At 39.8% G+C, this 24,550-nt stretch carries 21 protein-coding genes and 1 tRNA gene; 7 read left to right on the top strand and 15 right to left on the bottom strand.

Features of this window, described 5'->3' with window-relative positions; genetic code table 11:
* Positions 1–90 precede the first annotated feature (90 nt).
* The 4 genes from G0Q07_RS01340 to G0Q07_RS01325 form a co-directional block, all read right to left on the bottom strand.
* Positions 91–1,182, bottom strand: a complete 1,092-nt coding sequence (locus tag G0Q07_RS01340; protein WP_163344388.1) for a nickel-binding protein — start codon at positions 1,180–1,182, stop codon at positions 91–93.
* 154 nt (positions 1,183–1,336) lie between these two features.
* Positions 1,337–2,884, bottom strand: a complete 1,548-nt coding sequence (locus G0Q07_RS01335; RefSeq protein WP_163344387.1) for an acyl-CoA dehydrogenase family protein — start codon at positions 2,882–2,884, stop codon at positions 1,337–1,339.
* A 142-nt stretch (positions 2,885–3,026) separates the two neighbouring features.
* Positions 3,027–4,508, bottom strand: a complete 1,482-nt coding sequence (locus G0Q07_RS01330; RefSeq protein WP_163344386.1) for a B12-binding domain-containing radical SAM protein — start codon at positions 4,506–4,508, stop codon at positions 3,027–3,029.
* A 269-nt stretch (positions 4,509–4,777) separates the two neighbouring features.
* Positions 4,778–7,207 (bottom strand): TonB-dependent receptor domain-containing protein, encoded by a 2,430-nt coding sequence (locus G0Q07_RS01325; RefSeq protein ID WP_163344385.1) that lies wholly within the window; start codon positions 7,205–7,207, stop codon positions 4,778–4,780.
* A gap of 233 nt (positions 7,208–7,440) precedes the next feature.
* Here G0Q07_RS01325 and G0Q07_RS01320 point away from each other — a divergent pair, with 233 nt between their 5' ends.
* Entirely contained in the window at positions 7,441–9,609 is a 2,169-nt protein-coding gene (locus G0Q07_RS01320; RefSeq protein ID WP_163344384.1) for a hybrid sensor histidine kinase/response regulator transcription factor, read from the top strand.
* Between the two features lie 100 nt (positions 9,610–9,709).
* Positions 9,710–10,897 (top strand): alpha/beta hydrolase, encoded by a 1,188-nt coding sequence (locus tag G0Q07_RS01315; RefSeq protein WP_163344383.1) that lies wholly within the window; start codon positions 9,710–9,712, stop codon positions 10,895–10,897.
* Positions 10,898–11,046: 149 nt separating this feature from the next.
* Here G0Q07_RS01315 and G0Q07_RS01310 read toward each other — a convergent pair whose 3' ends face one another.
* Together G0Q07_RS01310 and G0Q07_RS01305 are read right to left on the bottom strand one after the other, a co-directional pair.
* Complete coding sequence (locus G0Q07_RS01310; RefSeq protein WP_163344382.1) at positions 11,047–13,065, bottom strand: tetratricopeptide repeat-containing sensor histidine kinase; 2,019 nt, start codon at positions 13,063–13,065, stop codon at positions 11,047–11,049.
* 429 nt (positions 13,066–13,494) lie between these two features.
* Entirely contained in the window at positions 13,495–14,598 is a 1,104-nt protein-coding gene (locus tag G0Q07_RS01305; RefSeq protein ID WP_163344381.1) for a universal stress protein, read from the bottom strand.
* A gap of 233 nt (positions 14,599–14,831) precedes the next feature.
* Here G0Q07_RS01305 and mgrA point away from each other — a divergent pair, with 233 nt between their 5' ends.
* Positions 14,832–15,815, top strand: a complete 984-nt coding sequence (mgrA, locus tag G0Q07_RS01300) for an L-glyceraldehyde 3-phosphate reductase (protein WP_163344380.1) — start codon at positions 14,832–14,834, stop codon at positions 15,813–15,815.
* A gap of 148 nt (positions 15,816–15,963) precedes the next feature.
* Here the strand turns inward: mgrA and G0Q07_RS01295 are convergent, their stop codons facing one another.
* The 3 genes from G0Q07_RS01295 to pheS form a co-directional block, all read right to left on the bottom strand.
* Positions 15,964–16,131, bottom strand: coding sequence for a hypothetical protein (locus G0Q07_RS01295; RefSeq protein ID WP_163344379.1), 168 nt, complete (start codon positions 16,129–16,131; stop codon positions 15,964–15,966).
* 250 nt (positions 16,132–16,381) lie between these two features.
* Positions 16,382–16,870: a hypothetical protein gene (locus G0Q07_RS01290; protein ID WP_163344378.1), complete on the bottom strand. Its 489-nt coding sequence runs from the start codon at positions 16,868–16,870 to the stop codon at positions 16,382–16,384.
* A gap of 22 nt (positions 16,871–16,892) precedes the next feature.
* Positions 16,893–17,912, bottom strand: coding sequence for a phenylalanine--tRNA ligase subunit alpha (gene pheS, locus G0Q07_RS01285; RefSeq protein WP_163344377.1), 1,020 nt, complete (start codon positions 17,910–17,912; stop codon positions 16,893–16,895).
* 215 nt (positions 17,913–18,127) lie between these two features.
* Between pheS and G0Q07_RS01280 the strand changes: the two genes are divergently transcribed.
* From G0Q07_RS01280 to G0Q07_RS01265, 4 genes are all read left to right on the top strand, one after another.
* Complete coding sequence (locus tag G0Q07_RS01280; protein WP_163344376.1) at positions 18,128–18,370, top strand: GIY-YIG nuclease family protein; 243 nt, start codon at positions 18,128–18,130, stop codon at positions 18,368–18,370.
* Positions 18,361–18,432 (top strand) — tRNA-Arg (locus tag G0Q07_RS01275). The genes G0Q07_RS01280 and G0Q07_RS01275 overlap by 10 nt, the downstream gene beginning before the upstream one ends.
* A gap of 193 nt (positions 18,433–18,625) precedes the next feature.
* Positions 18,626–18,877: a hypothetical protein gene (locus G0Q07_RS01270; RefSeq protein ID WP_163344375.1), complete on the top strand. Its 252-nt coding sequence runs from the start codon at positions 18,626–18,628 to the stop codon at positions 18,875–18,877.
* Between the two features lie 78 nt (positions 18,878–18,955).
* Complete coding sequence (locus G0Q07_RS01265) at positions 18,956–19,933, top strand: hypothetical protein (protein ID WP_163344374.1); 978 nt, start codon at positions 18,956–18,958, stop codon at positions 19,931–19,933.
* Positions 19,934–19,993: 60 nt separating this feature from the next.
* Here G0Q07_RS01265 and G0Q07_RS01260 read toward each other — a convergent pair whose 3' ends face one another.
* The 6 genes from G0Q07_RS01260 to G0Q07_RS01235 are packed head-to-tail and all read right to left on the bottom strand — an operon-like array spanning position 19,994 to position 24,386.
* The gene (locus tag G0Q07_RS01260) at positions 19,994–20,452 is read right to left on the bottom strand and encodes a hypothetical protein (RefSeq protein ID WP_163344373.1); all 459 of its coding nucleotides are present in this window, start codon (positions 20,450–20,452) and stop codon (positions 19,994–19,996) included.
* A 30-nt stretch (positions 20,453–20,482) separates the two neighbouring features.
* Positions 20,483–21,259, bottom strand: a complete 777-nt coding sequence (locus G0Q07_RS01255; RefSeq protein ID WP_163344372.1) for a hypothetical protein — start codon at positions 21,257–21,259, stop codon at positions 20,483–20,485.
* 17 nt (positions 21,260–21,276) lie between these two features.
* Entirely contained in the window at positions 21,277–23,712 is a 2,436-nt protein-coding gene (locus G0Q07_RS01250) for a phage tail tape measure protein (protein WP_163344371.1), read from the bottom strand.
* Between the two features lies 1 nt (position 23,713).
* Positions 23,714–23,953: a hypothetical protein gene (locus G0Q07_RS01245; protein WP_163344370.1), complete on the bottom strand. Its 240-nt coding sequence runs from the start codon at positions 23,951–23,953 to the stop codon at positions 23,714–23,716.
* Positions 23,950–24,198: a hypothetical protein gene (locus tag G0Q07_RS01240; protein ID WP_163344369.1), complete on the bottom strand. Its 249-nt coding sequence runs from the start codon at positions 24,196–24,198 to the stop codon at positions 23,950–23,952. The genes G0Q07_RS01245 and G0Q07_RS01240 overlap by 4 nt, the downstream gene beginning before the upstream one ends.
* Positions 24,195–24,386 (bottom strand): hypothetical protein, encoded by a 192-nt coding sequence (locus tag G0Q07_RS01235; RefSeq protein WP_163344368.1) that lies wholly within the window; start codon positions 24,384–24,386, stop codon positions 24,195–24,197. Before G0Q07_RS01235 ends, G0Q07_RS01240 begins: the two co-directional genes overlap by 4 nt.
* Positions 24,387–24,550 lie beyond the last annotated feature (164 nt).

Below are 24,550 nucleotides of genomic sequence, written 5' to 3'. Positions count from 1 at the left end.
CATTCAAAATTACGGCAGTCGGGTTGAAAGTAGTCCTACTTATGGTTCAAAGGATAACACATTTGGTTCAGTCCCGGAGTTGGAGTGCTGTCAGACTAACAAATCTTTATAGGCAGAGGGACTCAGACCATACACTTTTCCAAAACATTTCGAGAAATAAGACGCGCTGTTAAAACCTCCGTTGTAAGCCACTTCGGCAATGTTGCTGTTCTTTTTATGCAACTGCAGCCTGCTGCGTTTTAAACGGTAACGCATCAGAAAGTTATTTGGAGATACCCCGGTTAAGTCCATCATTTTTCGGTATAGTTTCGACTTACTTAAGGCGAGGTTTCGCTCAAAACCATTAACGTTAAGGTTGGTATCGGTCCAGGCCTTATCGGTAAATTCCATCAGGCGGTTTAAAAACTGCTGATCAGCTTCCGATAATATATAGATCCGGTTGTTGAAAGTAGTATGATGCAGGTTTTCACTCCGGTACAAATCGCTTACTTCTTCCGAAATACTGATCTCTGCATTCAGGTAACACATACTTTCAGCCAGCTTTACGGTATCTTCAAAAAGTGTATTTTTATCGGTTACCGGAACACCGGCACTTAACCCTATTTTTAATCCGGCCGTTTTTTCCGGAATTTTGCTGAATTTGGATGATAATTCAAGGGCACAATCTACTGCTTTTGTAACCGAAGTAAACGATATCAGGAATCGGCGTTCCTTGTTATTTACCACCCTTCCACCAAATTGTCGGATGGTTTCAATTACCTGTATTTTGTAATTTTCGGTGTGTTGTTGAAGTGATTGTTTATCGCACTCTTTAAAGGAAAGCATGGTTGACTCTATGGCCATAATGATTCGGAATGCCGGATCGTTGATGATATTCAGCCGGATATCTTTTGCTTTTTCGGGATCCTCTATTCTGCCCAAAAACGATTCAACAATGGCTGGTTCCACTTCTATTATCCGGTGTGGCACTTCGCCATGCGCATGGTCGTGCATTTCTTTTAATTTCTCCGCATTGGGGGCTTCGATCAAACAAAATGCTGTTTTCCGAACATCGTCGAACCAATAAGTGAGTCCCCGGCAATTAAATTTATGTTGAACTTTTAAATCCTGCCGATGTAATTCAGCAACGTTTTCGGCGGTTACTTCTGCTGAAACATCGTGTCGATCCATGTAGATAGGCATAAGCTTTGATTTTGTTACCGCCGTTGCTGAATGTAAAAATCAGACATGCAGATGGTAAAACCATTGACTGTCTGACCTAAACAAAACAACAACAAGCTTCTGGAAAAGTTCTTTGGGTGGCTGGATGATCGGTTTTCGTCCTGATAGTGATATTCTACCCGGCCACAAAGTTCATCCACGAAGTGTTCTCATCATAACCGTCAACCACTTGTTCGCTGTTGGAATAATTAAATGTCGACATTAATTTGGTGATCTCTTGTTGCAGGAATGTTACACTTCCGTCGATCAGTTCTTTTTTAAATCCTTTCTCCGACAGTTCGATTACCTGATTCAGCGAAATTACCCGGCCAATGATTTTACCCATTTCAACCAACTTGCGCTGCGGAAGCTGGAGATCGAGGTTAAAATCAACCTGATTCTTTACAAAATGAACAGCCTTGTCTGTCAGATCAAAACCTTTCAAAAACTGAAAGAGGTTACGCTCTTTAGCCCGTTTCATCATTTTTACCAGCGCTTCCGAAATTTGAGCATACAATATATCATTCGATCCTTCAAAGATCTGGAACGGGCGGCTATCGGCTGTTCCTCGTCCGGCAATGTGGTTGAGTTTATACGCTTTTGCACCAACCAGCTGAACCACCGACTGTGCGGCTTCCTGCATTAAATCGGTAATAACACTTTTTACGGCATTGGCTTCCATTCCCTGCCCCGAGAGGTCAACGTCGATTCCTGCTTTCTCGCTACTGTTGGCACACATAGCCGAGCAAATGGTGTAAGAAGCCTGTAGTTTTGATAAGCGGTGTTGTACCCGGTCATAATTAAACAGACTTTTTCCGCCTACCATTCTTTCTTTGCAGTGTGTCAGGGCTTCGTCCAACAAACGTTGAATAAATCCCATTGCCATTCCCGGGAATTGCATACGACTGCGGTGTAACAGATCGAGCATCATTTTAACACCCGTTGTTTCGGGCACGAGTTTATGAGTTTGTGGTAGCTGTACGTCAATACGGTTTCGTCCGTAAGGAATGGCATACAAGCCGAGGTTCTCAAAAAACTCTTCCACAACAATGTTTTGTCCGGGTGCATTTACATCACACAGAAAAAAATCGATGTCACGTTGCAGTTTGTCCGATTTCGACTGCTGACGTCCCGAAAGCAACCAATAATCGGCCCAGCCGGTTAATCCTGCCCAGTGTTTTGTTCCTTTTAGGTGATATTTCGAATCCGACTCGGTGTACGACGTTTGCATGTTCAAGGCATCGCTGCCATAATCCGGTTCGGTTATCATTAAACCGCCCATGGCTTTTTCGTTTAAAAAGCGATTAAAAACGGGTGCTTTTACCTCGTCCTGGCCAAACTTGCCAAATGGTTGCAGAAATAAGGCCGAATTAATACCAAAGGTTAGCGATAACGCCAACGATTCGTACGATGCAGTGGCGAGTAAACCAATGTTTTCTTTCATAACTCCACCGCGGCCACCAAAGCGTGTTGGAATACCCACCGACAGCGGATTTACCGACATAATTTCGCGCATTACAAAGGGTGGAAGCCCCCGCTTTAAACTCAATTGATCGATATCTGCCCGCACATGAAACACCTGTTTCATTTTTTCTTTTAGACTCTCTAAAAACTGAGAAAACGGGATTAGCTCGTTTTGATTCTTATTTGATACCGATATAGAATCGGCTGTAGTTGCTTGCATAAATTCGTATTAAAATGATAGCGGCTTAATACTGCCGCCGGATTTATTTAAACGAAATCTGCCCGATATTGTTCTGTCCGGAAACATTCTTTGTTGCAGAAACTACTTTTTGTGGTGTAAGCAAGTGCAAAATTGAACTCAACTAAAATATTTTAGCATACGATTTTTTATAATGATAACCGTAAACGGCATATGTAATGGCCATTGGAAAGAGGTCGCGTCGGTGCAGTAAACTCCAGAAAAACAGTTTCCAGTAATATTTCCTATCACGGTCGATTATACCAATAATAAAAACCGACTTAAAAAATGCCTTTAATTTGATAAAATTCATTTTGTTCTTGGAATTCAATTTTGGATGAAAGTCTTTCAGGAAAATTTTTACCCGCTCGTAAAATGCCTCGCTTCCGTATATTCCCTGAATCACCTGATTAAAACCATTTTTCAGTTTTTCGCTGTCCATTTTGGGTATAAAATTCATGATATTGCTGGTATTGTCGCCGTCCCAATCGGCCAGAATCCGGCCTTCGGATTTTAGTCTTTTGTAAAGTAAGGATTTGGTTGGAGCATTCAACAAACCAACCATGGCCGAAATAATACCACTTTCCTGGATAAACTGAATTTGTTGTTGAAAGATGTTGGGTGTGTCGCTGTCGAAACCAATGATAAATCCGCCCAAAACTTCCATGCCGGCTGCCTGTACTTTTTTTACACTGCCAATCAGGTTCCGGTTTTTGTTTTGCACTTTGTTACATTCGTCAAGTCCCACTTCTTGGGGGGTTTCAATGCCAATAAAAACACTCAGGAATCCTGCCTGTGTCATCAGGTCCATTAATTCATCATCGTCCGACAGGTTTATAGAGGCTTCGGTGGAAAAGTGGAAAGGATAATTATGTTGTTGCATCCAGACGATAACTGCCGGCAAAAGATCTGATTTTAGTCGTTTTTTATTTCCGATAAAATTGTCGTCAACAAAAAACACATCACCACGGCATCCCAGCTCGTAAAGGTTTTGCAGTTCAGCAATAATCTGTTCGGTAGATTTTAGCCGGCACTGGTGGCCCAGTAAAGCGGTAATATCGCAAAACTCGCAGTTAAACGGGCATCCGCGCGAAAACTGAATGGATTTTGAGGTGTATTTATTCCGTTTTACCAACTTGTAATCTGGTAAGGGCGATTCTTGCATCGAGGCAAACTGATTGGTTTTGTAGAGGTGTTTTGGGGTGCCATTTTCCAAATCGGCAAGAAAATGTGGTAGTGTAATTTCTGCTTCGTTTAAAACCAAATGGTCGACGTTGTCAAATTTTTTGTAATCAGCAGTAAAAAGTGGCCCGCCCGCAACAACCGGAACTTTCAGGTGATTACAACGGCTGATTACTGTTATGGCGGATTGAATCTGGGTATTCATAGCACTCAGAAAAACATAATCGGCCCACTCCAGGTCTTTGCTGTGTAGTTTTTCAATGTTCATATCTACCAGTTTTGTTTCCCAATGCAGGGGTAACAACGATGCCACAGTAATTAATCCCAGTGGTGGATATGCCGCTTTTTTGGATACAAATTTCAGCGCGTATTTAAAACTCCAAAAGGTGTCGGGGTATTCCGGATATACTAATAATATCTTCATTTTTCCACTGGTTTTTAATGCGATGGTGTTCAAGTTAGGGCACATTGTTTTGAATAAAAAGATAATGGGATTATTACCTTTAAGTAGTGGCAGACAGGGGCTTTTAGGGAAAACTGTCGTTTGCCGGGGGTGAGTGGCAGTGCTCCCTTGTGATAGGGACAATGCCAGTATTAATATATGGAATTGCGAAACGGTCTTCAATAAAGGTTTTACAGATGATTACTTCTGCAATCCCTGTTGATTCCGTTATTTTCAACTTTTCGTAAGATTTAATTCGTTACTCTTCTTTGTTCTTCTTCGGAGGCTGTATTTCGTTTCCGTATTTTAATGGCTTTATTTCCAAAATTATGGGTAAATGTTAAACGCAGCACACGCGGCTCAAAATCGAGCTCAAAAGAATTATCTATGCCAAGTTCCGGAACCTTTGCTTCCCGCTTGATCAGTTGTGTTTTAAAAACATCCGACAGATTTAGGTTAAGCCGACTGTTCTGGCTTTTTGAGCTCCACTGGATTCCTAAATCCAGTCGCCCTAATGGTTTTTGCACAAAAATACCGGCCAACGATTTAGAACGGTAAAAACCACTTACTTCTGCCGAAACCTGTTTGCTAATTGTAAAACTTTGGTTGGTGCTGACGTTATAATAATTCTGTTTGTAATTAATCGCAGTTCCCTCATAATCGGTAGCCAATCGTTGCCATACCCAGGAAATATTATTCTGCATTTTCCACCATTCTGTTACCGTTACTGGCAGGGCAAGTACTCCCGAAACATTTTCCGATTTATCCATGTTCCTCGAAACAAAATACTGCCTTTCTCCATCTTCACTCCATACCGGCTGAAATCTCGAAATTGAATTTTTGGTGTTGGTGTAACTAAAGGAAAGAATGTATGATTTCATCTGGTAATCAAGCCTAAAAATGTCACTCATAGCCGGCACCAGATTTTCGTTTCCGGCCACAAACGTTTCGGGGGTTACAAAAGTTACAAAAGGGGCTAATTCATTAAAAGTTGGCCGATCAATTCGTTTGCTGTAGGAGAATTGGATGGTGTTGTTTTCGTTCAGTTTATGCGAAGTATAAAAGGTTGGAAATAATTTCCCGTAATGAAGATCCACGATCCCTTTTTCTTCTTCTGTGTCGAGAACCGAATTCAGGTATTCGTAGCGTAATCCTGCTGTTACTCCGGTATTTTCAGTCATTTGCCAGTTTACTGATGCGTATGCGGCAGAAATATTTTCATTTAGCCACGATTTATTGGTCAGTTCAGGATCGTATTCCCACCGTCCATCACGAAAATATTTTACAGCAACATCGTTGGTAAACCACGTTAAAGTCTCTTTTAAGCCAAGCTCCCATTTTATTTTTTCATTTTTACGGTTAGTGTAATCCACCGCTCCAACTAAAATATCGATGGGTGTAGTTTTGGTGATCTCAATATCCTCTCCATCAATAAAATCTCCCGAAGATTGATAATTTTCGAGCGTAAAATCTGATGGATTGTCGTTATGATAATTCAGGTAATCAACATTAAAATCCAGCACTTCCTCTTCATGAAAACGATGATTCAGGTTTAGGTTTCCCATTCCATGTATCCATTTGTTGAGCTCTTTGGTCTCCAACCTGGAAAGGTTTGTTTCAACACCTTCTGTGAAGTAGTTTATATTATTATATGCATCCATATCGTAATCGCGGATATAGCCGTTTGTAAGAAAACTGAGTGTTGTTTTGCTACTTAAAGTGTAGTCGATACCCATTCGTATATTCTGATAAAGAATCAATGCCGAGCGAATACTTTTACCGTAAGATTCAACGCTATTGTTTCCTTGTTGAAAGGAGTTATAAGTTGTGATATTAGACTTTTGGTTATTGAAATTTACATTGTACATTCCATAAAAATTAAACTTCTCCACATGATGATTAAGGTTGAGACTTGCATTCATTTTTTCGCGATCTGACATCCCGGCTCCCAAAGAGAATGTACCATTTGTCCCAAAATCTTCACTTTTTTGTAATACTATATTGATTATACCCGCGTTCCCTTCAGCATCATATTTTGCCGGAGGAGTGGTAATCAGTTCTATTCTTTTTACATTGTCGGCGTTCATCCCGTCAAGCATTTGCATCACTGCTTCAATGGGCATCCGGTTTTGTTTGCCATTAATTATTACCTGTACCCCACCTTTGCCTGCCATTGAAATGCTGCTGTTTTGACGATCAACAAGAACGCCTGGAGATTTTTCGAGTATTTCCAGTGCCGTATTTCCACTCGATGTGATACTGTTTTCTACATTCACCACCATACGATCCATTTTTAGCTCATAAATGGGTTTTTTGGCTACCACATTTACATCTTTAATTTGATGAACATCTGGTTCAACAATAATAGCTTGTTCGTGAATATGATCATTAGATGACTTTACTTCAAACGGAGAAGTCCAGGCCGGTTTATAACCAATTAGGCTAACGCCAATCAGGTACGTGCCGGGTTTAAATTCAGTAATAGAATACGTTCCTTCTTCGGTGGCCATCACCCCGGAAACAACAGAAGAATCTTTTGCGTGCATTAAAAGTACGTTTGCAAATGCTATCGGCTGGTTCAGCGTGTCTTTTACCGAACCCTGAATCTGAGAGAAACCATAAACAGAAATACATACAAATAAGCTCAGCAAGAACGCTTTTTTTAATTTTAAAATTTTCATGAAGCGATATTTAAGGACAAATTAGTCTGTAATTTACGATATCCCTTTTTAAAATCAAATAATATGTTGAAATATAATGAGTTATTGGCTCATTTTGTGTTCGCTGTGTTCTTTCTTATGCGATTTATATCACCCCAACCTTTTCAGAAAAATAAAGTATAAAGGAAATACAGCATCTTGCACTTGATAATACTGTAAATCATCGGATTAGAAAAACACTAAAAACAAGACCAATGTTACGATTGAGTCAACTTCCGGAGCGTATTGATCTTTTTCTGCAGCGTTTAACCGAAAACGAAGCGTTAAGCGAGTGGGATAAGCTGGGGAAAAAATATATGATGGTGCAGGGTGTGTTTGCTATAACCGGTTTATTGGTACTATTGATTGTTGCGTGGATCATTTCTGCCAGATTGATTTTCGAATTCAGCCTCATTTATATCCCAATTGTCTGTGTGTCGACCGCCATATTTTATTATGCCCGCAAGATGGATTTTTTAATTAAGCTATTCAAAATCCTGATGATCGTGATTTCATCGGTGTATGTTGCACGCATGGGTGGATTGTTAACATGCGGTGGATTATTTCTGCTGGCCATTCAGGCAGTAACCAGCTCAGTAATTTTGCGCAAACCAAAGCTTATTTTGCCGGTAAGTATAGTGTTTTTGCTTGCTATGTTAAGCTTGTTTGTATTGGATCCTTATTTCCCCAAACAACAAGTGCTCAACCCGCAACAAAACCTTATTTTCTTTTTTGTAAGCCTGATCACCATTACAGGATATATCTTCTTTTTTAGCCTGTACGCTGTTAACCTGTTTGCAAAAATGGAAGAACGCGAAGCACAACGGCAAAAGGAAATGAGCGAGGCGAAAACAAGGTTGTATACCAACATTACTCACGAGTTTCGTACACCGTTAACTGTGATTCTGGGGTTGGCCGATTCGCTGCGTTCGGGTAGAAAAAACAGCCCGGAACTTGCCAAAACAATAATAAAAAACGGCAAAAGCCTTCTGCAACTGGTCGATCAATTGTTAGAGCTGAGTAAAATGGAATCGGGCAGTTTGTCAGTAAAAAAGATCAGTGCTAACATTGTTCCATTTCTTCGGTATGTTTTTCAGCTGCAAGAGTATTATGCCGAAGAGAAAAACATAAAAATGAACTTTGAAGCTGATAAGCAGTCGTATGTGCTTGACTTTGATCCGGAAAAAACAACGGTAATCGTTTCTAATTTGCTAGGTAACGCCATCAAGTTTACTCCGGCAGGCGGAGCTGTAAAAATGCATGTTTTTGTTGAAAATGGGATGTTGAATATAATTGTGAGCGATAATGGTATTGGAATTCCTACAGAAAAACAGAATAAAATCTTCGACCGATTTTACCAGGCCGATGACAAAAATACTCGAAAGGCCGGTGGTGCCGGAATTGGCCTGGCACTTACCCGCGAGTTGGTAGTCTTGTTAAACGGAACAATTCAGGTACATTCCGTTCCCACTAAGGAGACAGCGTTTACCGTAAAACTGCCTGTTAAAAGTACCTTACATGCGAAAGAGTTTCAGCAGCGGGAGCAAGCGCTACCGGAAGCTGAAGAGAAAATCGTGGCAGAAAAAGAGCCTGTTGAAACTCAGCAAACAAAAAAGGAGCGTTTATTAATTGTTGAAGATAATCCTGATGTTTTGGCTTATTTGCAAGCCTGTTATTCCGATTATTTTCGCATTCAGCTGGCAAAAGATGGCAAGGAAGGTTTCGAAAAAGCAGTTAACGAAATTCCGGATGTGATTATAAGTGATATTATGATGCCCGGAATGGATGGTTTTGAGCTTTGTAAAAAACTAAAGGAGGATTTTCGTACAAGTCATATTCCCATTGTTTTGCTGACGGCAAAAGCGGATATTCCATCGCGAATTGAAGGCTTGGAGCAAGGTGCCGACGCTTATGTGGTAAAACCGTTTAATCAACAGGAATTGCTGGTACGCCTGCAAAAACTGCTGGAGTTACGAAAGAAACTCTACGAGCGTTTTAGCAAAGGCAACGGATTTGATTACAGCAAGGACCCGATTATGCAACGCGAAGACCGGTTTATGAAAAAGCTGAATAGCACCATTAGTGAGAACCTTAACAATGAGGATTTTTCCATACCTGAGTTGTGTGAGGAAATGGCGATGAGCAAATCACAGCTGTACCGCAAGTTTAAGGCCTTAACCAATCAATCGGTAGCACGTTATATCCGGTCGTTGCGCATGCAAAAAGCTAAACATCTCTTAAGTTCTTCGTCGATGAACATCACTGAAATTGGTTACGAGGTTGGTATGAAAAGCTTAAGTACTTTCAGCCAGGTATTCAAAGAAGAATTTGGCAAAAGTCCGCGCGAATTTTTAATGCACGAAAGCGAAAAAAGCTACAATTGATTCCTGGGAAGATTAAGGAAGTATTTGGGAAAAACCGGAAAGCCGGTTAGTGGGTTGTACTGTACATTGTGGATAAATTTAATCTAAAAAATGTACTGCAATGAAAACAAAAATTTTAATCCTGATCGTAATTGGTCTTTTTATTCTGCCTGCCTGTCAGGACAATTTTGAATCTCCTGATACCGACAGTTTACAACCTGAGAAAGCAGCGATGGTTGCGGCTGGAACCATTGTTACTGCTAATATGCACAGTAAAGCGCTTGAGGGTAATCTTATTGGCGATCCGGCCGACCGACCGGTTTATGTGTATTTGCCAAAGAGCTATTATACCAGTCTTGATAAACATTTTCCTGTTATATACTTTTTGCACGGAATGCCTGCCTGGGGGAAAATGATGATGGAACCTGTTCCATTTGAAATTTTTAGACAGGTGGCCCAACTGCAGGCATCGGTTGATTATCCGTGCGTTGAATTGGAAGATTGGCTAAACGACCTTGTAGATAATAAAGGAATGCAGGAGGCAATAATTGTATTCCCTGATGCGCGCACACTGTTTGGTGTTTCGTCTTATACCAACTCTCCGGTTTTAGGAAAGTGCGAAGATTATATTTGCAAAGACCTCGTTCATTTTATCGACAGCAACTTCCGCACCATCGATCATTTTAACTGGAGAGCTATTACCGGCCATTGTGCAGGTGGTTACGGCGCAATGAAACTGGCGATGAAACATCCTGATATTTTCCGTTATACCGCTGGTTTATCTCCTGCTCATTTTCCGCGCGAAACCATAATGTATATGGCTTCATTTATGCCGGTTGAAGATGATATGTGGGAGCCAATGGGAGCACCCGCCGGACCGATACCATACGATCCGATGCAACCATTTAAGTTTGTAAATAACACGGTGTATTTCCTTATGCAAGCCTGGTTGCCTAATCCTGCAAAACTTCCATATTTAGCCGAATTACCTTTTACTTATGTTAACGGAGAACCTGTATTGGATGAGGAATTGATGAAAAAAGTTGATGAGCAAAATCTGATGGTTTTGAGTCAGAAATACAGGCAAGGTTTAAAAAAGCTGAAAACTGTATATTTTGATTGTGGTATGAGTGATGACCTGATGATGTATCCGCCAAATGTGACGCTCGACCAGCAAATGAGTGCCATGAACATAAAACACCAGTTTGAGGCTTATGAGGGAACGCATATTAGTAACTTGTATCAGCGTTTGGAAAAGGCCTTGGTAATGCTTTCAAATGATTTTCCGGAGCGGGATGATGACGAATGAATTAATGTGATCCGGTAAAGCAGAAACTATTGTCCGTGGCGGTATTTTCGGAAACAATACTGTCCCGGACTTTTAACTTTAACCAACAATTTAGGCGCGCGGAATGGTAACAATAACAGATGTACCTTTTCCAACTTCACTTTCAATGTTTATACTTCCATTATTTTTTCAATAAAGTCTTTTACCAAAATAAGTCCGAGACCGGTACTTTTTTCATTTTCAGTTCCTTGTGAATGGTTTTTTGAGGTGATGTCAAATAGCTTGTTCAATTTTTCGGGGGCCATGCCCAAACCAGTGTCGGTGATGTTTATGGTCACCTGTCCCTGCCCGGAGTCAAAGGTTTTTACACTAACAGATCCGCCGCGAGGTGTGAACTTTATGGCATTACTAATTATATTGCGGATAATTGTTTGAAGCATGTTGGCGTCGGACAAAACTTTAAGCTTATTGTCGGTATCAAGTGAGATATTTATTTGTTTCAGCTTTGCCGATTGTTTCAGAGTTTCAACCGTATTTTGAATTACACGATTGAGTTCGAGCTCGGTTGTTTTTACTTCCATCTTTTTCACCTGCGATTGCGCCCAAAGCAACAGGTCGTCGAGCAGATCGCTGATATGTTCCGATGATGAGACAAGCAGCTTTAGCAGTTTTTTTAGTTCGTCTTTTTCGAGCGAATCAAATTCCTGGTGCAGGTGATCAAGAAAAGATGTTTGAGTGTGAACAGGGCCACGAAGGTCGTGGGCAATAATGGCAAAAAACTTGTCTTTTGCAATGTTTGCTTCTTCAAGTTGACTGTTTTTTTGGCGTAACCGCTGGTAAAAAACATAAATGATGATTGCAATAATAATAGCCAGCAAAATCGCCATTATCAATAAAATTCCCGAAGTACGGTTTTGTTTCAGTTCCAGCCTGTTTATTTCGTTTTGTTGTTCCAACGCTGCAATCTGGCTGTTTTTTGCATCAAGCTCATAAATACCTTGCAACTGTTCAAGTTTAATATTTGCCGCACCTAAAAGCATTGAGTTCTGTATGCTAATTTGATGTTGTTGGCAGGCAAGTGCTTTCTCCAGATCGTTACGATCAAGATAAATGTCGCTTAGTTTAGAATAAATATCTAGTTGAATACGTTTTTGGTTATTAATAATAGCTTGATCGAGGCCTTTGTGAATGTTGGCTAAACCATCATCGGGGCGGCCGGTGTTGATATCGCATAATCCCAAATACAGATAAATGGAAGGTTTGCTGAGCATATCGCCCATTTCAATTTTCGAACTTAAGGCTTTTTTAAGGTATTCTTCGGCTAAGGCATAGTTTCCGGAGAAATATTCGACACGGCCCAGATTTTTGTATGCATTGGCGATACCAAATTTCGAACCTGTAACTTCGTGTATTTGTAGGGTGTATTCTATGTTTTTACGTGCTTCATCAATTTTTCCCGTTAATAAGTTTAAAATACCTATCTGCTCGTAACAAATAGCAACCCCGTTTAAGTTATTATCCTGCTTCGCTTGTCGTTCATATGTTTCGAGCGAGAGTTTGTAGTATTCCATCGCCTTATCCATTAGTTTAAGATCGGCATAAATACGGCCTAGCAGATAGGCCGACCAGGCATAACCTTCTGTATACTCTGCTTTTTCGTAATTTAATCGTGCTTTAATAATATATTCAATAGCGCGGTCGTACAAACCGTTAACTCTGAAAACAGTTCCCATCATTGAATAGGATGCACCAACAGCACGAAAATTATTTGACTGACGACCAGCTTGAATTGACATAGTAAACGATTGCAACGCTTTTAAATGGTCGCTCTGGGTGTGTTGGTTAATTCCGGTTCGCATTAAGATATTGCTCTGCATCCAGGAATCATCGAGTTGGTTTGCAATAGTGAGGGCGCTGTCAAAGAAGGTTTGAGAGCGGTTAATGTTGTTAAGTGAGTGGCTAACGCGACCCAAAATAAAAAAGGCCTCCATTTGCAAGGTTTGGTTTTTTAATTTTTTAGCAGCAGCTAAAGCTGAATGGGCAACGGACTGGGCCTCAGTATTGTTCTCTACCATGAAGTACATTGCCAAATCCAGCTGTGCACGTATTTTTTCCTCTCCTTCTTTATTTTGCACTTCCTGATGCAAGCTATCAGCTTGTTCACTATTACCGGAGGCTCCAAAACTCATTTGTTGACAAATGAGAAGCAGAAACAGAAAAATTAATTGGGTTGACCTTCGGGTTTTGATCATTGAAGATTTGGTTTTATCAGAGTAATATTTATCAAAATCTAACTAAGCATTGATTAGCTGTGCCACAAAACTACAATTTTACTAAATCTATTAACAACGAAATGGTCATCGAGTTTATTTAAACATCCTGAAATAGCCACGGAATGTTCAAAAAACGAAATGTAAAGAGGCTTTATCGCAACTTTTTAGATTTTTTATAGCAGTAAGTTTTAGTTCAACATGAGTTTGTGCCCAAAACGGCAAAGGAAGTTATTTCCGGTTTGCACAAGACCGTGCCCAACTGAACTTACTCAGAGCAGGTGCTTTTACCATCCTAAAAATCGGGGATTGCAATTTTTTTAAAGTGTTGAACCTCAAACAATAACTTTAGGCATGAAATACCAACAATGGAATATGCGTATGGAACACCATTTTTCGCGCCAGGCTTGGGTTAAAAAGCCGCGAAATCATACCTCGTTTATGTGTAGTTAGTGCCAAAATATCTACGGGATCATTTTTAATAGTGCTTTCAAGCGTATCTAAAACGTCGTTACCCATAATCAGCTTGCACTCAAATTCCTTATTCTCGTATTTCTTGTGTAAAATATCTTTCATTCCTTCCAGCCGGGCAATGTCCCAGCCATATTCATCGGGAAGCCCAACGTGCGCGCAAACAACCCTTACTTTGTACGATTTTACAATGCTCATTAGCTTATCAAGTGCATTAAAGTCTTTTTCATCGAAATTGGTAGCATAAAGCACTTCTTTATACTCTTCAATCGGTTTGGGCTCCATATCTTCCGGAATAACCAGTACAGGAACCGGTGCATTGTACATTATATCTGCGGTTACACTGCCCACTGTTCCCGGCCATGTTTTATCACCTCCGCGACCAATTACAATCAAGCGGGTAGGTTGTTCGTCGGCATAAGCCAGTATGTCTTCCTCGGCATATCCGGGTTTTACAATATATTCCGGATTTACTTTTTCCCAGAGCTCCGGCCCGATAGTTTGCACCAATGGGACCAGAAAGTTTTTAAACTGCTGATTAGCTTCTTCCTCGGCATCCTCGGTTTGTTTTAACAGGGTGGTGTCGTAAGGATAAATATCGCCATAGGGAACTGAAAAGCGTATTGGACTTATGTACGAGTGCATAATTACCAGCTGAGCATTCAAATGACTGGCAATATTAAAGGCCATTTGTACTGCTTTTTCCGATACAGAGGAAAAATCAATAGGAACAAGGACTTGACCGGGTTTGCTCACTTTCTTATGTTTCCCGGATTTTAATCCCAGTAAAATATCTACTTCTTTAAAAGCTTCGTTCAGGTCGTTTTCTAAAATTTTAACCCGAACAGTTGAAGTGGCAGCTCCTTCAATTAAATGAACGTCTTCCAATTCGCATTTAATTCCTTTTTCCTCCAAACGCATTTTTAAAATATGGGCGCGCGCCAGAGGTAATACTACAATAGTAACTAGTTTTTCACTCATGGCTATTCAATTTTAGTTTCTGTATTATTTATATGGTTTTAAGGCCGATTAGTTTCAGAAAATGCCTGAATTCTTGTACGGGCATTGATTTTTGAAAACGTCTATTGATGAAAAGGATGCTGTTTTCATTTAGAAAAGTGCCAAAAGAATAATAACTTTAAGCGGTGCAATTGGAATTGTTTCCAAACAACTCTGAATGCATTTTTTAGCAATAACCAATTAAATTTAATAGTATGACCTATTTACCAAAAGAATCGAGATATGATGGAATGCAGTACAATCGCTGCGGAAAGTGGGGGCTTAAGCTGCCTGCCGTTTCGCTGGGATTGTGGCATAACTTTGGCGGAATTGATGTTTTTGAAAATGGCCGGGCGATGTTACACCGGGCTTTTGATTTGGGTATCACACATTTCGACCTGGCCAATAATTACGGCCCGCCTCCCGGTTCAGCAGAAGAAAATTTTGGTAAAATTTTGAAGCAGGATTTTAGCGCCTATCGCGATGAGTTGATTATTTCGAGCAAGGCGGGATACCTGATGTGGCCCGGACCTTACGGCGAATGGGGAAGCCGTAAGAATTTGCTGGCCAGCCTCGACCAGAGTTTAAATCGAATGGGATTGGAATACGTTGATATTTTTTACTCGCACCGACCCGATCCGGATACGCCGCTTGAAGAAACAATGATGGCGCTCGACCGGGCTGTGCGATCGGGGAAAGCTTTGTATGTAGGTATTTCAAATTATCCGGCCGATATGGCAAAGGAAGCTGCCCAAATTTTGAAAGAACTGGGAACTCCATGTTTAATCCATCAGCCACGCTATTCGATGTTTGAACGCTGGGTAGAAGACGGACTTTTGGATGTTTTAGAGGAAGAGGGAATTGGTTGTATCCCGTTTTCGCCACTTGCACAGGGTTTGCTTACCAATAAATACCTAAAAGGAATTCCTGAAGGATCGAGAGCAACCCGCGAAGTTTTTCTGAAGAAAGAACATGTTGAAACGGCACACGACAAAATTGTGGCACTAAATACTATTGCTCAGGAACGTGGGCAGTCGTTGGCACAAATGGCACTTGCCTGGATATTACGCGATAAAAGAATTACTTCGGTGCTGATTGGAGCAAGCTCGGTAAAACAATTGGATGATAACGTGGAAATGTTAAAGAATGTTGCTTTTAGTGATAAGGAACTTGAGGCTATTGAAGAAGTTTTGAAATAGGACTGTCATTTCGAATGAGGAACGACTGAGAAATCTATTACAGTTTTGCTGCCAAGTTACAGATTTCTCACTTCGTTAGAAATGACATAAAAGTACCAATAAAAAAAGGCTCGCAATTGCGAGCCTTTTCAGTTCTATAATACGTGGTTTACATTCCAAATAACTTTTCCAATCCCCAGAAGAGACTGAAAATAATTGCCATTCCGGCAATAGCACCTGCCGCCAGTGTGAAAATAAAGTTCAACGGCAGCATTTTTTTCTCATTCTCAGTATTCATTTTAATGACAATCTGATTCTGATTTGCTTTTGTTTCCATTCAATTATTATTTAGTTGCCCAATCGAAAAAATTATAAATGTTTAATTGTTATTTTCTGTGTTCCTCAGGATCGGGCTGTTTCTAATTTCTCTTCCCAGTCGAATAAAAGACTAAAAAGTATGGTACAAAGGTATGGCTTTTTATATTAACATGCCAAATAACATGTTTGAGTGTGCTCGTTTGTTAAATTCGTGTTAACGTGGTAGTTACAAAATATGAGGAATATTAAGCCAAAAGTCCTGGCAGAAATTAATGCCAGGAATAGCCTAAACCAAGTCCGAACCACAGTCGTGTTTCTTCAGTATTAACAAGGGGTGTACAGTTAAAATTAAAAAAGAAACCGTTGTTTGCAGGCGTTATCCGAATACCGGCTTTTCCATGGTAAATGATTCCAATTCTTGAGTCGCCACTTCGGAAAGTTTGATTTCCGGTATTGTGGTTTTCAGTAAAATAGGCAACAGAAATACCCGCACCATATTCAAATGCCACTTTGTTTTTTCCAACTAAACCGTTCAATTCTAATGGCAGAACGAGTACGTCAGGAACATATCCGAAGCCAACACGAGCTCCCAATCCATCGTTGCCGGGTTTAAACCTAAAATCGTAGTTTATTGATCCTAAAACAGCAGCACCGCCTAATTCGGCGTAAACGGCCTGGCGTTTTGATGTTTCTTGTGCAAAAGACATGGAAAAAAGGCATAACAATGACAGTGTTAAAAAGGTTAATTTTTTAATCATTATAAATTGTTTTTTAATCGTATTAGGTTGCTGATTCAAATTGTTTCAGGAAACGCACATCGTTTTCGAAGAAATGGCGTATATCTTTAATTCCGTAACGTAACATAGTAATACGTTCTATTCCCATTCCAAAGGCAAAACCTGTGTATTTTTTACTGTCGATATTACAAAGTTCCAATACATTTGGATCAACCATTCCGCAGCCCAGAATTTCGAGCCAGCCAGTGTATTTACAAACGTTACATCCTTTGCCTCCACAAATCGAGCAGCTTACATCCATTTCGGCACTTGGCTCGGTAAACGGGAAGTACGAAGGACGCAGACGGATTTTTGTGTCTTCGCCAAACAACTCTTTGGCAAACTGTAATAAGGTTTGTTTTAGGTCGGCAAACGAAACATTCTCATCCACATACAAGCCTTCAATTTGGTGGAATATACAGTGCGATCGTGCTGAAATTGCTTCGTTACGGAAAACACGCCCCGGGAAAATAGCACGGATAGGCGGCTCGGTGCGCTCCATTACACGAATCTGAACACTTGAAGTGTGGGTACGCAAAAGCACATCCGGATCTTTTTCGATAAAGAAAGTGTCCTGCATATCGCGTGCCGGATGCTCCGGCGGAAAGTTCAAAGCAGAAAACACATGCCAGTCATCTTCAATTTCAGGGCCTTCGGCAACGGTAAATCCAAGACGCGCAAAAATTCCGATAATCTCATTTTTAACCAGCGACAATGGGTGGCGTGTTCCCAGTTTCATGGGCTCACCGGGCATGGTTAAATCCTGTCCGGCGGTTTCGTTGCCATTGTTCTCAAAACCTTCTTTTAGCGTGTTAATTTTTTCTAAAGCAAAAGTTTTAAGCGTGTTAATGGCCTGTCCAACCTCCTTTTTTTGTTCGGCAGGTACCGTTTTAAAGTCGTTGAACAACTGGCTGATAAGTCCTTTTTTGCTGATGTATTTTATGCGTAATTCCTCAACCTCTTCGTGGCTTGAAGCTACAATACTGTCAATTTCTTCCTGTAACGCTTTGATCTTGTCTAACATCCTTGTTCTTTTAAACTGAGGTGCAAAGATAATGATTCAGATTATAGTGAATAAAAACAGGGCAACAATATTTTAGACCGATTTGTCGGGATTCAGGTTTTTAACTACTTTTGCGCCACATTTATGGTCCCGTAGTTCAACGCCTGTCTACCGACAGGTAGAGATACCTGCCTGCCGGCAGGCAGGGAATAGCAGTTTTCGCTATATTTGAAGTAATGGATTATAAGGTATATGCCATACAAAGTGAAAAAGATGGTAGAATTTATGTTGGTTTTACTGAAGATTTAGATCGAAGGATTGGGGAACACAACTCAGGTAAAACAAAATCAACAAAAGGATTTACGCCATGGAAATTAATTTTTCAGCAAACTTGTGGATATAGAATCGAAGCGCGTAAGCTTGAAAAATATTATAAAAGTGGCATAGGCAAAGAAAAATTAAAACAATTGGTCCCGTAGTTCAACGGATAGAATAGCAGTTTCCTAAACTGTAGATATGGGTTCGATTCCCGTCGGGACTACTGTTAAAGAGCTGAATATTAAATATTTAGCTCTTTTTTTGTGGATGTTTTGGTAGTCGTTCAATGATTTATGAAATCGCCCCTGAATCTTACACCTTTGAACAAATAGAATTGATAAAGAAATACTCGGACAGGTGGATTGTAAATTGATATCAATATTTTATACTTTTGGTAGAAACTAAAATTTAATCCAATGCTTCAATCACCTTACGAACAAAAATCTGAAGAGTTTAAAGAAAAGCTTCTGGAAGTTGAGAAGAAACACATTAAATATTTTGAAGAAAGAGATCCGGTGTTTGAAAGTGATGGTGAAAGAGATCATCTTCATAATCACTGGGTGTTGTGGACTCAATCCGATCGAGTAAAATTTGGATTTGCACATAATTCTGATTTGCCAGATGAAATAAAGAAGGATTGTATTGATGTGTTCGACCAGGTATTTTGAGTGATTTTGAAATTGTCCCTAAATCATACAGATTGCGCAAAATAAAATTTGCACTATATTTATCAATAAAAATCAAATATGCCTACCAAAACAGTTTTTATTCTTGGTGCCGGTGCAAGTATGCCCTATGGTTTTCCGTCTGGGATGGGACTTGTTAAATCGATAATAAATTCACTTCAAGCAGTAAGGCCTGACCTACGATCAAAAGAATCCTTCAATCATCCACTGCCAAGAATCCTGATTAAAGGAATGCCATACACTCTTATTGATGGTTTTAGAAATGATCTAAGTAGATCTCAGAGTTACTCGATTGATGTGTTTCTTAATAACTGGCCCAAATATGTTGATATAGGAAAAATGTGTATCGCATACCATTTGCTTGAAGCTGAGCAAAAATGTCTGAAAGAAAAGAAATTGACTGGAGATTGGTATCAACACATTTGGTCGAAGATATACCTTGTCGATTCTGAAAAATATAGTTTCAGTTTTTATACTTTTAACTATGACAGATCTCTCAGGTATTTCTTTCAGGGAGCATCAAAAAGTATGTTTCAAGAAAACGAGAAATATATAAAATTGTTGAAAAGTATTCCCATACATCATCTTCATGGAAACCTAGGAATGACTGAATTCGGGGCGCTCGATACGGTACATAATTTTGAATCACTCCGGGCAGTATCAGAAAATCTAAAAATTATATTCGAAGTTGATGATATGACAATATTTAATCAATTGCATGATGAATTAAAAGAGTGTAATAATATTGTTTTTTTAGGTTTCGGATTTCATCCGGATAATTTGAAAAGAATAGGATTTCCAAGAATCAAATTTTTCACAAACGGTTATATGCCAAATATATATTCATCTGCATTTGGGCTGACGAGGATTGAAATGAATTCTCTTTTTGTTAAAGACTTAAGAACTCTGTATAATATTAATTTTCATAAAATGGATGATCGGGATCTTTCTAGCCGGGTGACCGCTGGTAATGTTGTTGAAGATAATATCAAATTTCTCAGAGAACATTTCCCTTTTGAAGATCTATTGTTACCGTGAAAAAAAAGGTGCAGCAAAGCCACACCTCAAAAAATACTCAATCCATATAATGAAACAAAGCTAATTTCTCTTAATGTCATCAGCTCTTTTGTTGTGCTCCAGTGCGTCAATGGTTTCCCAATCAACGGATTTTAGATCTTTCGCAAGCAGCTGTTCTTCTTTTGAACCCGGTTGTTTATCATTCAAATCCATATCCAGTTTTACACCTGGTTTTGCTGAAAGAATAGCCCTAACCGCCGCAATTTTCTTTTCAACAGTGCTCTGAGCTTTTACCAGCGGATCGATGCTATCCAGGGCTTCTCCAAAACGTAGTGATTTTGCTTTGAATTTTGCAGTCTCGTTTTGAACTGTTGCCGTTTCCGATTCTATTTGGGTAATTTTTCTTTCGCCCTTAGCATCCAATTTTTCAATTGTCCGGTTAAGCGAATCAATTTGATCAATATGCAAACTGGCGGTTCCATTTACTAATTCAAGACGCTCTACTCCGAGTGCTTTGTTTACATGTTTAAATTGTCTCATAATTGTAATCATTAAAATCTTGTGTGTTGTTTATTCGTTTGAAAGAAGAAGATTCGGGTTTGTGTTCCAATGTTGAGGGATTCCTTTAATTTCGTATTTACTCATCCTGAAACTTTGGAATAATGTGCGATCAACTGAAAATCCGGTTAGATTTGATCTGTTTGGTAGAAGTAGCCAATGTTTTAAGTGATCAAGTTCAGGAATTCCATTATTTGGCCTGATTATCCCTTCTTCAACCAAATCATTTAAAGCATCGCGAAGATTTTCCATCTTCTTGAGGATCCTATTTTGTTCTTCTGACTTGGTAATTCTTGAGCAAAATTTATCAACAGCTTCCCAGAAATCTTGATTTTCTGCAAATCGCTGATCTTCTTCGTTCCAGAGCTTAATTAAAGGGTAGTTGAATCTTAGTTTCTTAACTGTATCTTTCAGTTTGTCAAACTCTGCCTTTGAGTTTAAAACATCGTTTATTCCCTCAATTGTAATAGCTTCAAGCTCTATTAACTTCTCAAGATTTATTCCCGGATAATTCAAATTGTTGTACTCAATATGTTTTGTATAGATCCACTTTTGAGTATCGCTTGTAAGAAAATCAAGAAATTCAGTAAAAGAGAATGGTTTTTCTCTCTTTAGACATTCTTCCAGTTCTCTCTTTAATTGCTCGGTAAGCCCAAACAGTTTTTCATATGCCCTATTGATTTCATCAAGCCTTTTAAAATCAGGATCTCCGATCAGTTTAGGTTCAAACTCTTGTGTTTCCGGTGCAGCTGCTGCAGCCACCCTGGTGCTTTGTGTTGTTGCTTCCATAATATTATATTTTGAAATTATAAACAGATCGATAATGTAATCAATAGGAGTAGGCCGCTTTGCATTTGAATGTCATTCCAAAGGTCAAGGTGTTTTTTTATCAGTTCCACTGATACATAATATTTCTGTTTGCTTAATCTTTCAACAGAACTGTGTAGTTTCCCTACGGAGTCTTGTAGTCTTTGGATATCTGAGTTTTCAGGTTCTGGATTTAAGCTATCTATTGCACTGTTATCAATACTAGTATAGCCACCATCTGAATACATTCTAGACAGTGAAGAGTTAACCGATACCGGGTTAGTGCGCATTGTTTCAATGGCTGAAACCATATCGGCGATTGCTGGTGTTCTCATGAGGTAGTTAGGAACTACATATTCGCCTTTGTGTACAATGCCGGCTGGTTCAAGCGTTGCGCCGTCGCCGGTGTAGCCTCCCAGCGAGAATCCTTTAGTTTTCCCGGTAGCTTTTTTTATCGTTCCAATTAGACCTGCCACTTGGGCCACATATCCAGCTATTAAAGGTATGTTTGCCGGAAAAGGAACACTGGCTGCAGTTTCACCCGTTCCTTTGGCAATATTGATGATTGTTTCGGCAATTGCCCAGGCTTGCTTAGCCATTAATGCTGCCTGCCCAATTCTGCTTTCTTCGCCAAACACACCGATAATTGTATCAAGTGTTGATAAATAAGCTGCTTTCTTTTGTTCCTGAAGTTGAGCATCAATAGCTGCTCTTTCTTCTGCCGCTTTTTGCTCATTATCCAGGGCTTTTTGTCTTAGCTTTGTTTGTTCTAAAACAGTATCTGTAAGAGATTCCTCCGTTTCTATTCGGGGATCGATAGAGTCTAGCTGTTCCATCGATTCTGTATTTCTTCCGATCAGGGAAGAAGGATCATTTGTCGTTGTTTCAATTGGAACAGGCAGTTCATTTGTTTGAACAGTGGGATCTGTAGTAATATTGCCACCAACTTCAATTTTTCCATTAATTGTATTTTCATATGCACTCTTCCAGGTACTCGCCACTTTTTGAGCATTGGCAACAACAGCGGCCTTAGTGTTGTCGCTGTATTCCTGAAAGGCAGTTTTGATTCCATCAAGATCAAAAGTTAAAACGGCTTTTATAAGTTTTCCTCCTAACTTAAGGTTTTCCCATAATGCCTGAACAGCTGTCTTTACGATATTAAAACCTGTAATCCAGCTGGAAATCATATATTGAAATCCTGCACGAACAGGCAAGCTACCATTGTAAAGTTCAATAAACCAGTCGCGAACATTTTTAATACCTCTTGAAAGAGAAACTATTCCGTTGGCCATTAATTCGGTTGCGGTGGCTTTAATGGCAGTAAAGGTTCCGGTTCCGGTTCCCATTAATTCTCCCCAGGCTTGTTTTAGTTTGGTGTTAGCCTCCAATAGTATTTCTTGAACTATTGCATTTTCACCAACTCCTTCTTTTACTTTCTCTAAACTCAATTCTGCCTGTCCCAGCATTGCGATGTATTCCAGACCAGCATCTTCACCGGCTCCACGGAAAATATCGGCAATGGCCGTACCTACCTCAGTGCTTTGTGGTGGTAGTTCTGCCAGTCGATTGCTAATCATCTGAATTGCATCAAAAGCAGAAATGGATCCATCTCGGAGTTTAGCCTGCAGTTCGTTTGAGCTAATTCCGATATTGTCGATTGCAGCTTTTGTGGCCGGTGTCATTTCCCGGAGACTAATAGTTGCTTCTTTGATTGCATCTATGCCTTTATCCGAATAAACACCAGATGTAACTTGCTGCGTAATTAGGGCAATAGATTCGTCTGCAGATAATCCAGCTGCTTTAAACTGGCTGCCATATTCCTTGAGTATGTCCAAAAACTCTCCCGAGCTGTCGGCTCCGGTGATGAATCCATCATTAATTTTACTAAGGGCTTCTTCTGCAGAAATCCCCATAGTTTTTGCAAAATTGTTTGTTGAAATTAAAACCTCGCTAAAATCTTCATTGAAGGTGTCGGCTGTTGCTTGTACGGAGGCAGTAAAATCTGCCAGGGGTTGACCGCTTAGACCAGTAAGGCGCTCCGCTTCGCGTCGTGCTTTGGCTGTTTCTGTATATAGGTTAAATAGGGCTTTGGCTCCTTTTACTGCTCCGGCGATAACTGCAGCCCACCCAAACGCTGGGAGTAATCCTTTTGCAGATCCTACCAATTTACCAATAACTCCGTTTTGTTTCTTCAATTGGTTGCCGGTATTGCTCCATTCTTTCCCAGCCTGACGCACGGAAGCATTATGATCGTCCATAATACCTTTTAGCTTACCAACTTTCATTAATTGTCGGTTGTACTCTTCACTGCCAACAGTCATTTTGTTAAGCTGAGCAGTTGCCTTATAAAATTCTTGCTTTATAGATTTTATATTGTTTTTAACCTCTTTGCCGTTGATGTAGAGGTTTATCCGACGATTGTAAGTGTTTGCCATGTTATTCAGGTTTTATGATTAAACATTCCTCAGGCATGCCTGTATATTTTTGCGATCCTTGTTTGTCCATCCAAGACACCTCGTAATCAGAACAACACGATTCGTCCGGTATGAAATCTTGGATAATCATTGGGAACTTAAACTCTAAATCGTTTTTCATATATACTACGTCGCCCAGCTGATATTTAAAATCGTGCTCCGAGTTTTCTACTTCTATTTTTTTCAATTCACGTAAGCTCATAATTCCGAAAGTTTTAATTCATTTTGTTTAAATGGCTTTTCTTTGATTTTGCCTCGGAGGGTAATCCAGCTGCAGCAATAATCTGCGTTTTCATCGTGTATATCGCCAATAGGGCATAAATCACTAACCACCATTAATTCAGGACGATCGGCTTTTTTTTCAGTAACCAGGTCGCCAAGGTTAAACTTTGTTAGCTTTGGTTTGAAAGCGGCTATTTCCAATTTTTTTAATTCTGACACACTCATTTTGCTGCAATTAATTCTGATTCTCTATACTTTGTATAAACCATTTTTCCTTTTGCGTTGGCATGGCAACCGCGACATACATTTTCGCCGTTTTCTGGTTTTACAGATGAAATTTTGATTGGATTAACCTTTTTCAAATCATCTGTTTTAAACACGATATCTCCTTTCTGAAACGTTGTTTTTTCCATTTTTAATTCTCAACAATAATTTTTCAATTCTTTCGGTAAGTGTTGATATCATGGCGTTTCAGCTTTTCAAAAACTTCGATTTTCTCCAAACTACGTTATTTTAGTCTCTACCCTTGCCGAGCCTGCCCTATTTAAGGATGCAGAATAATGGGCAGTATTGCAGG

The sequence above is a fragment of the Draconibacterium halophilum genome, from assembly GCF_010448835.1.
Taxonomy (GTDB): domain Bacteria; phylum Bacteroidota; class Bacteroidia; order Bacteroidales; family Prolixibacteraceae; genus Draconibacterium; species Draconibacterium halophilum.
The sequence above is the reverse complement of the archived record's forward strand: the minus strand, read 5'-3'. Positions and strand labels throughout refer to the sequence as shown.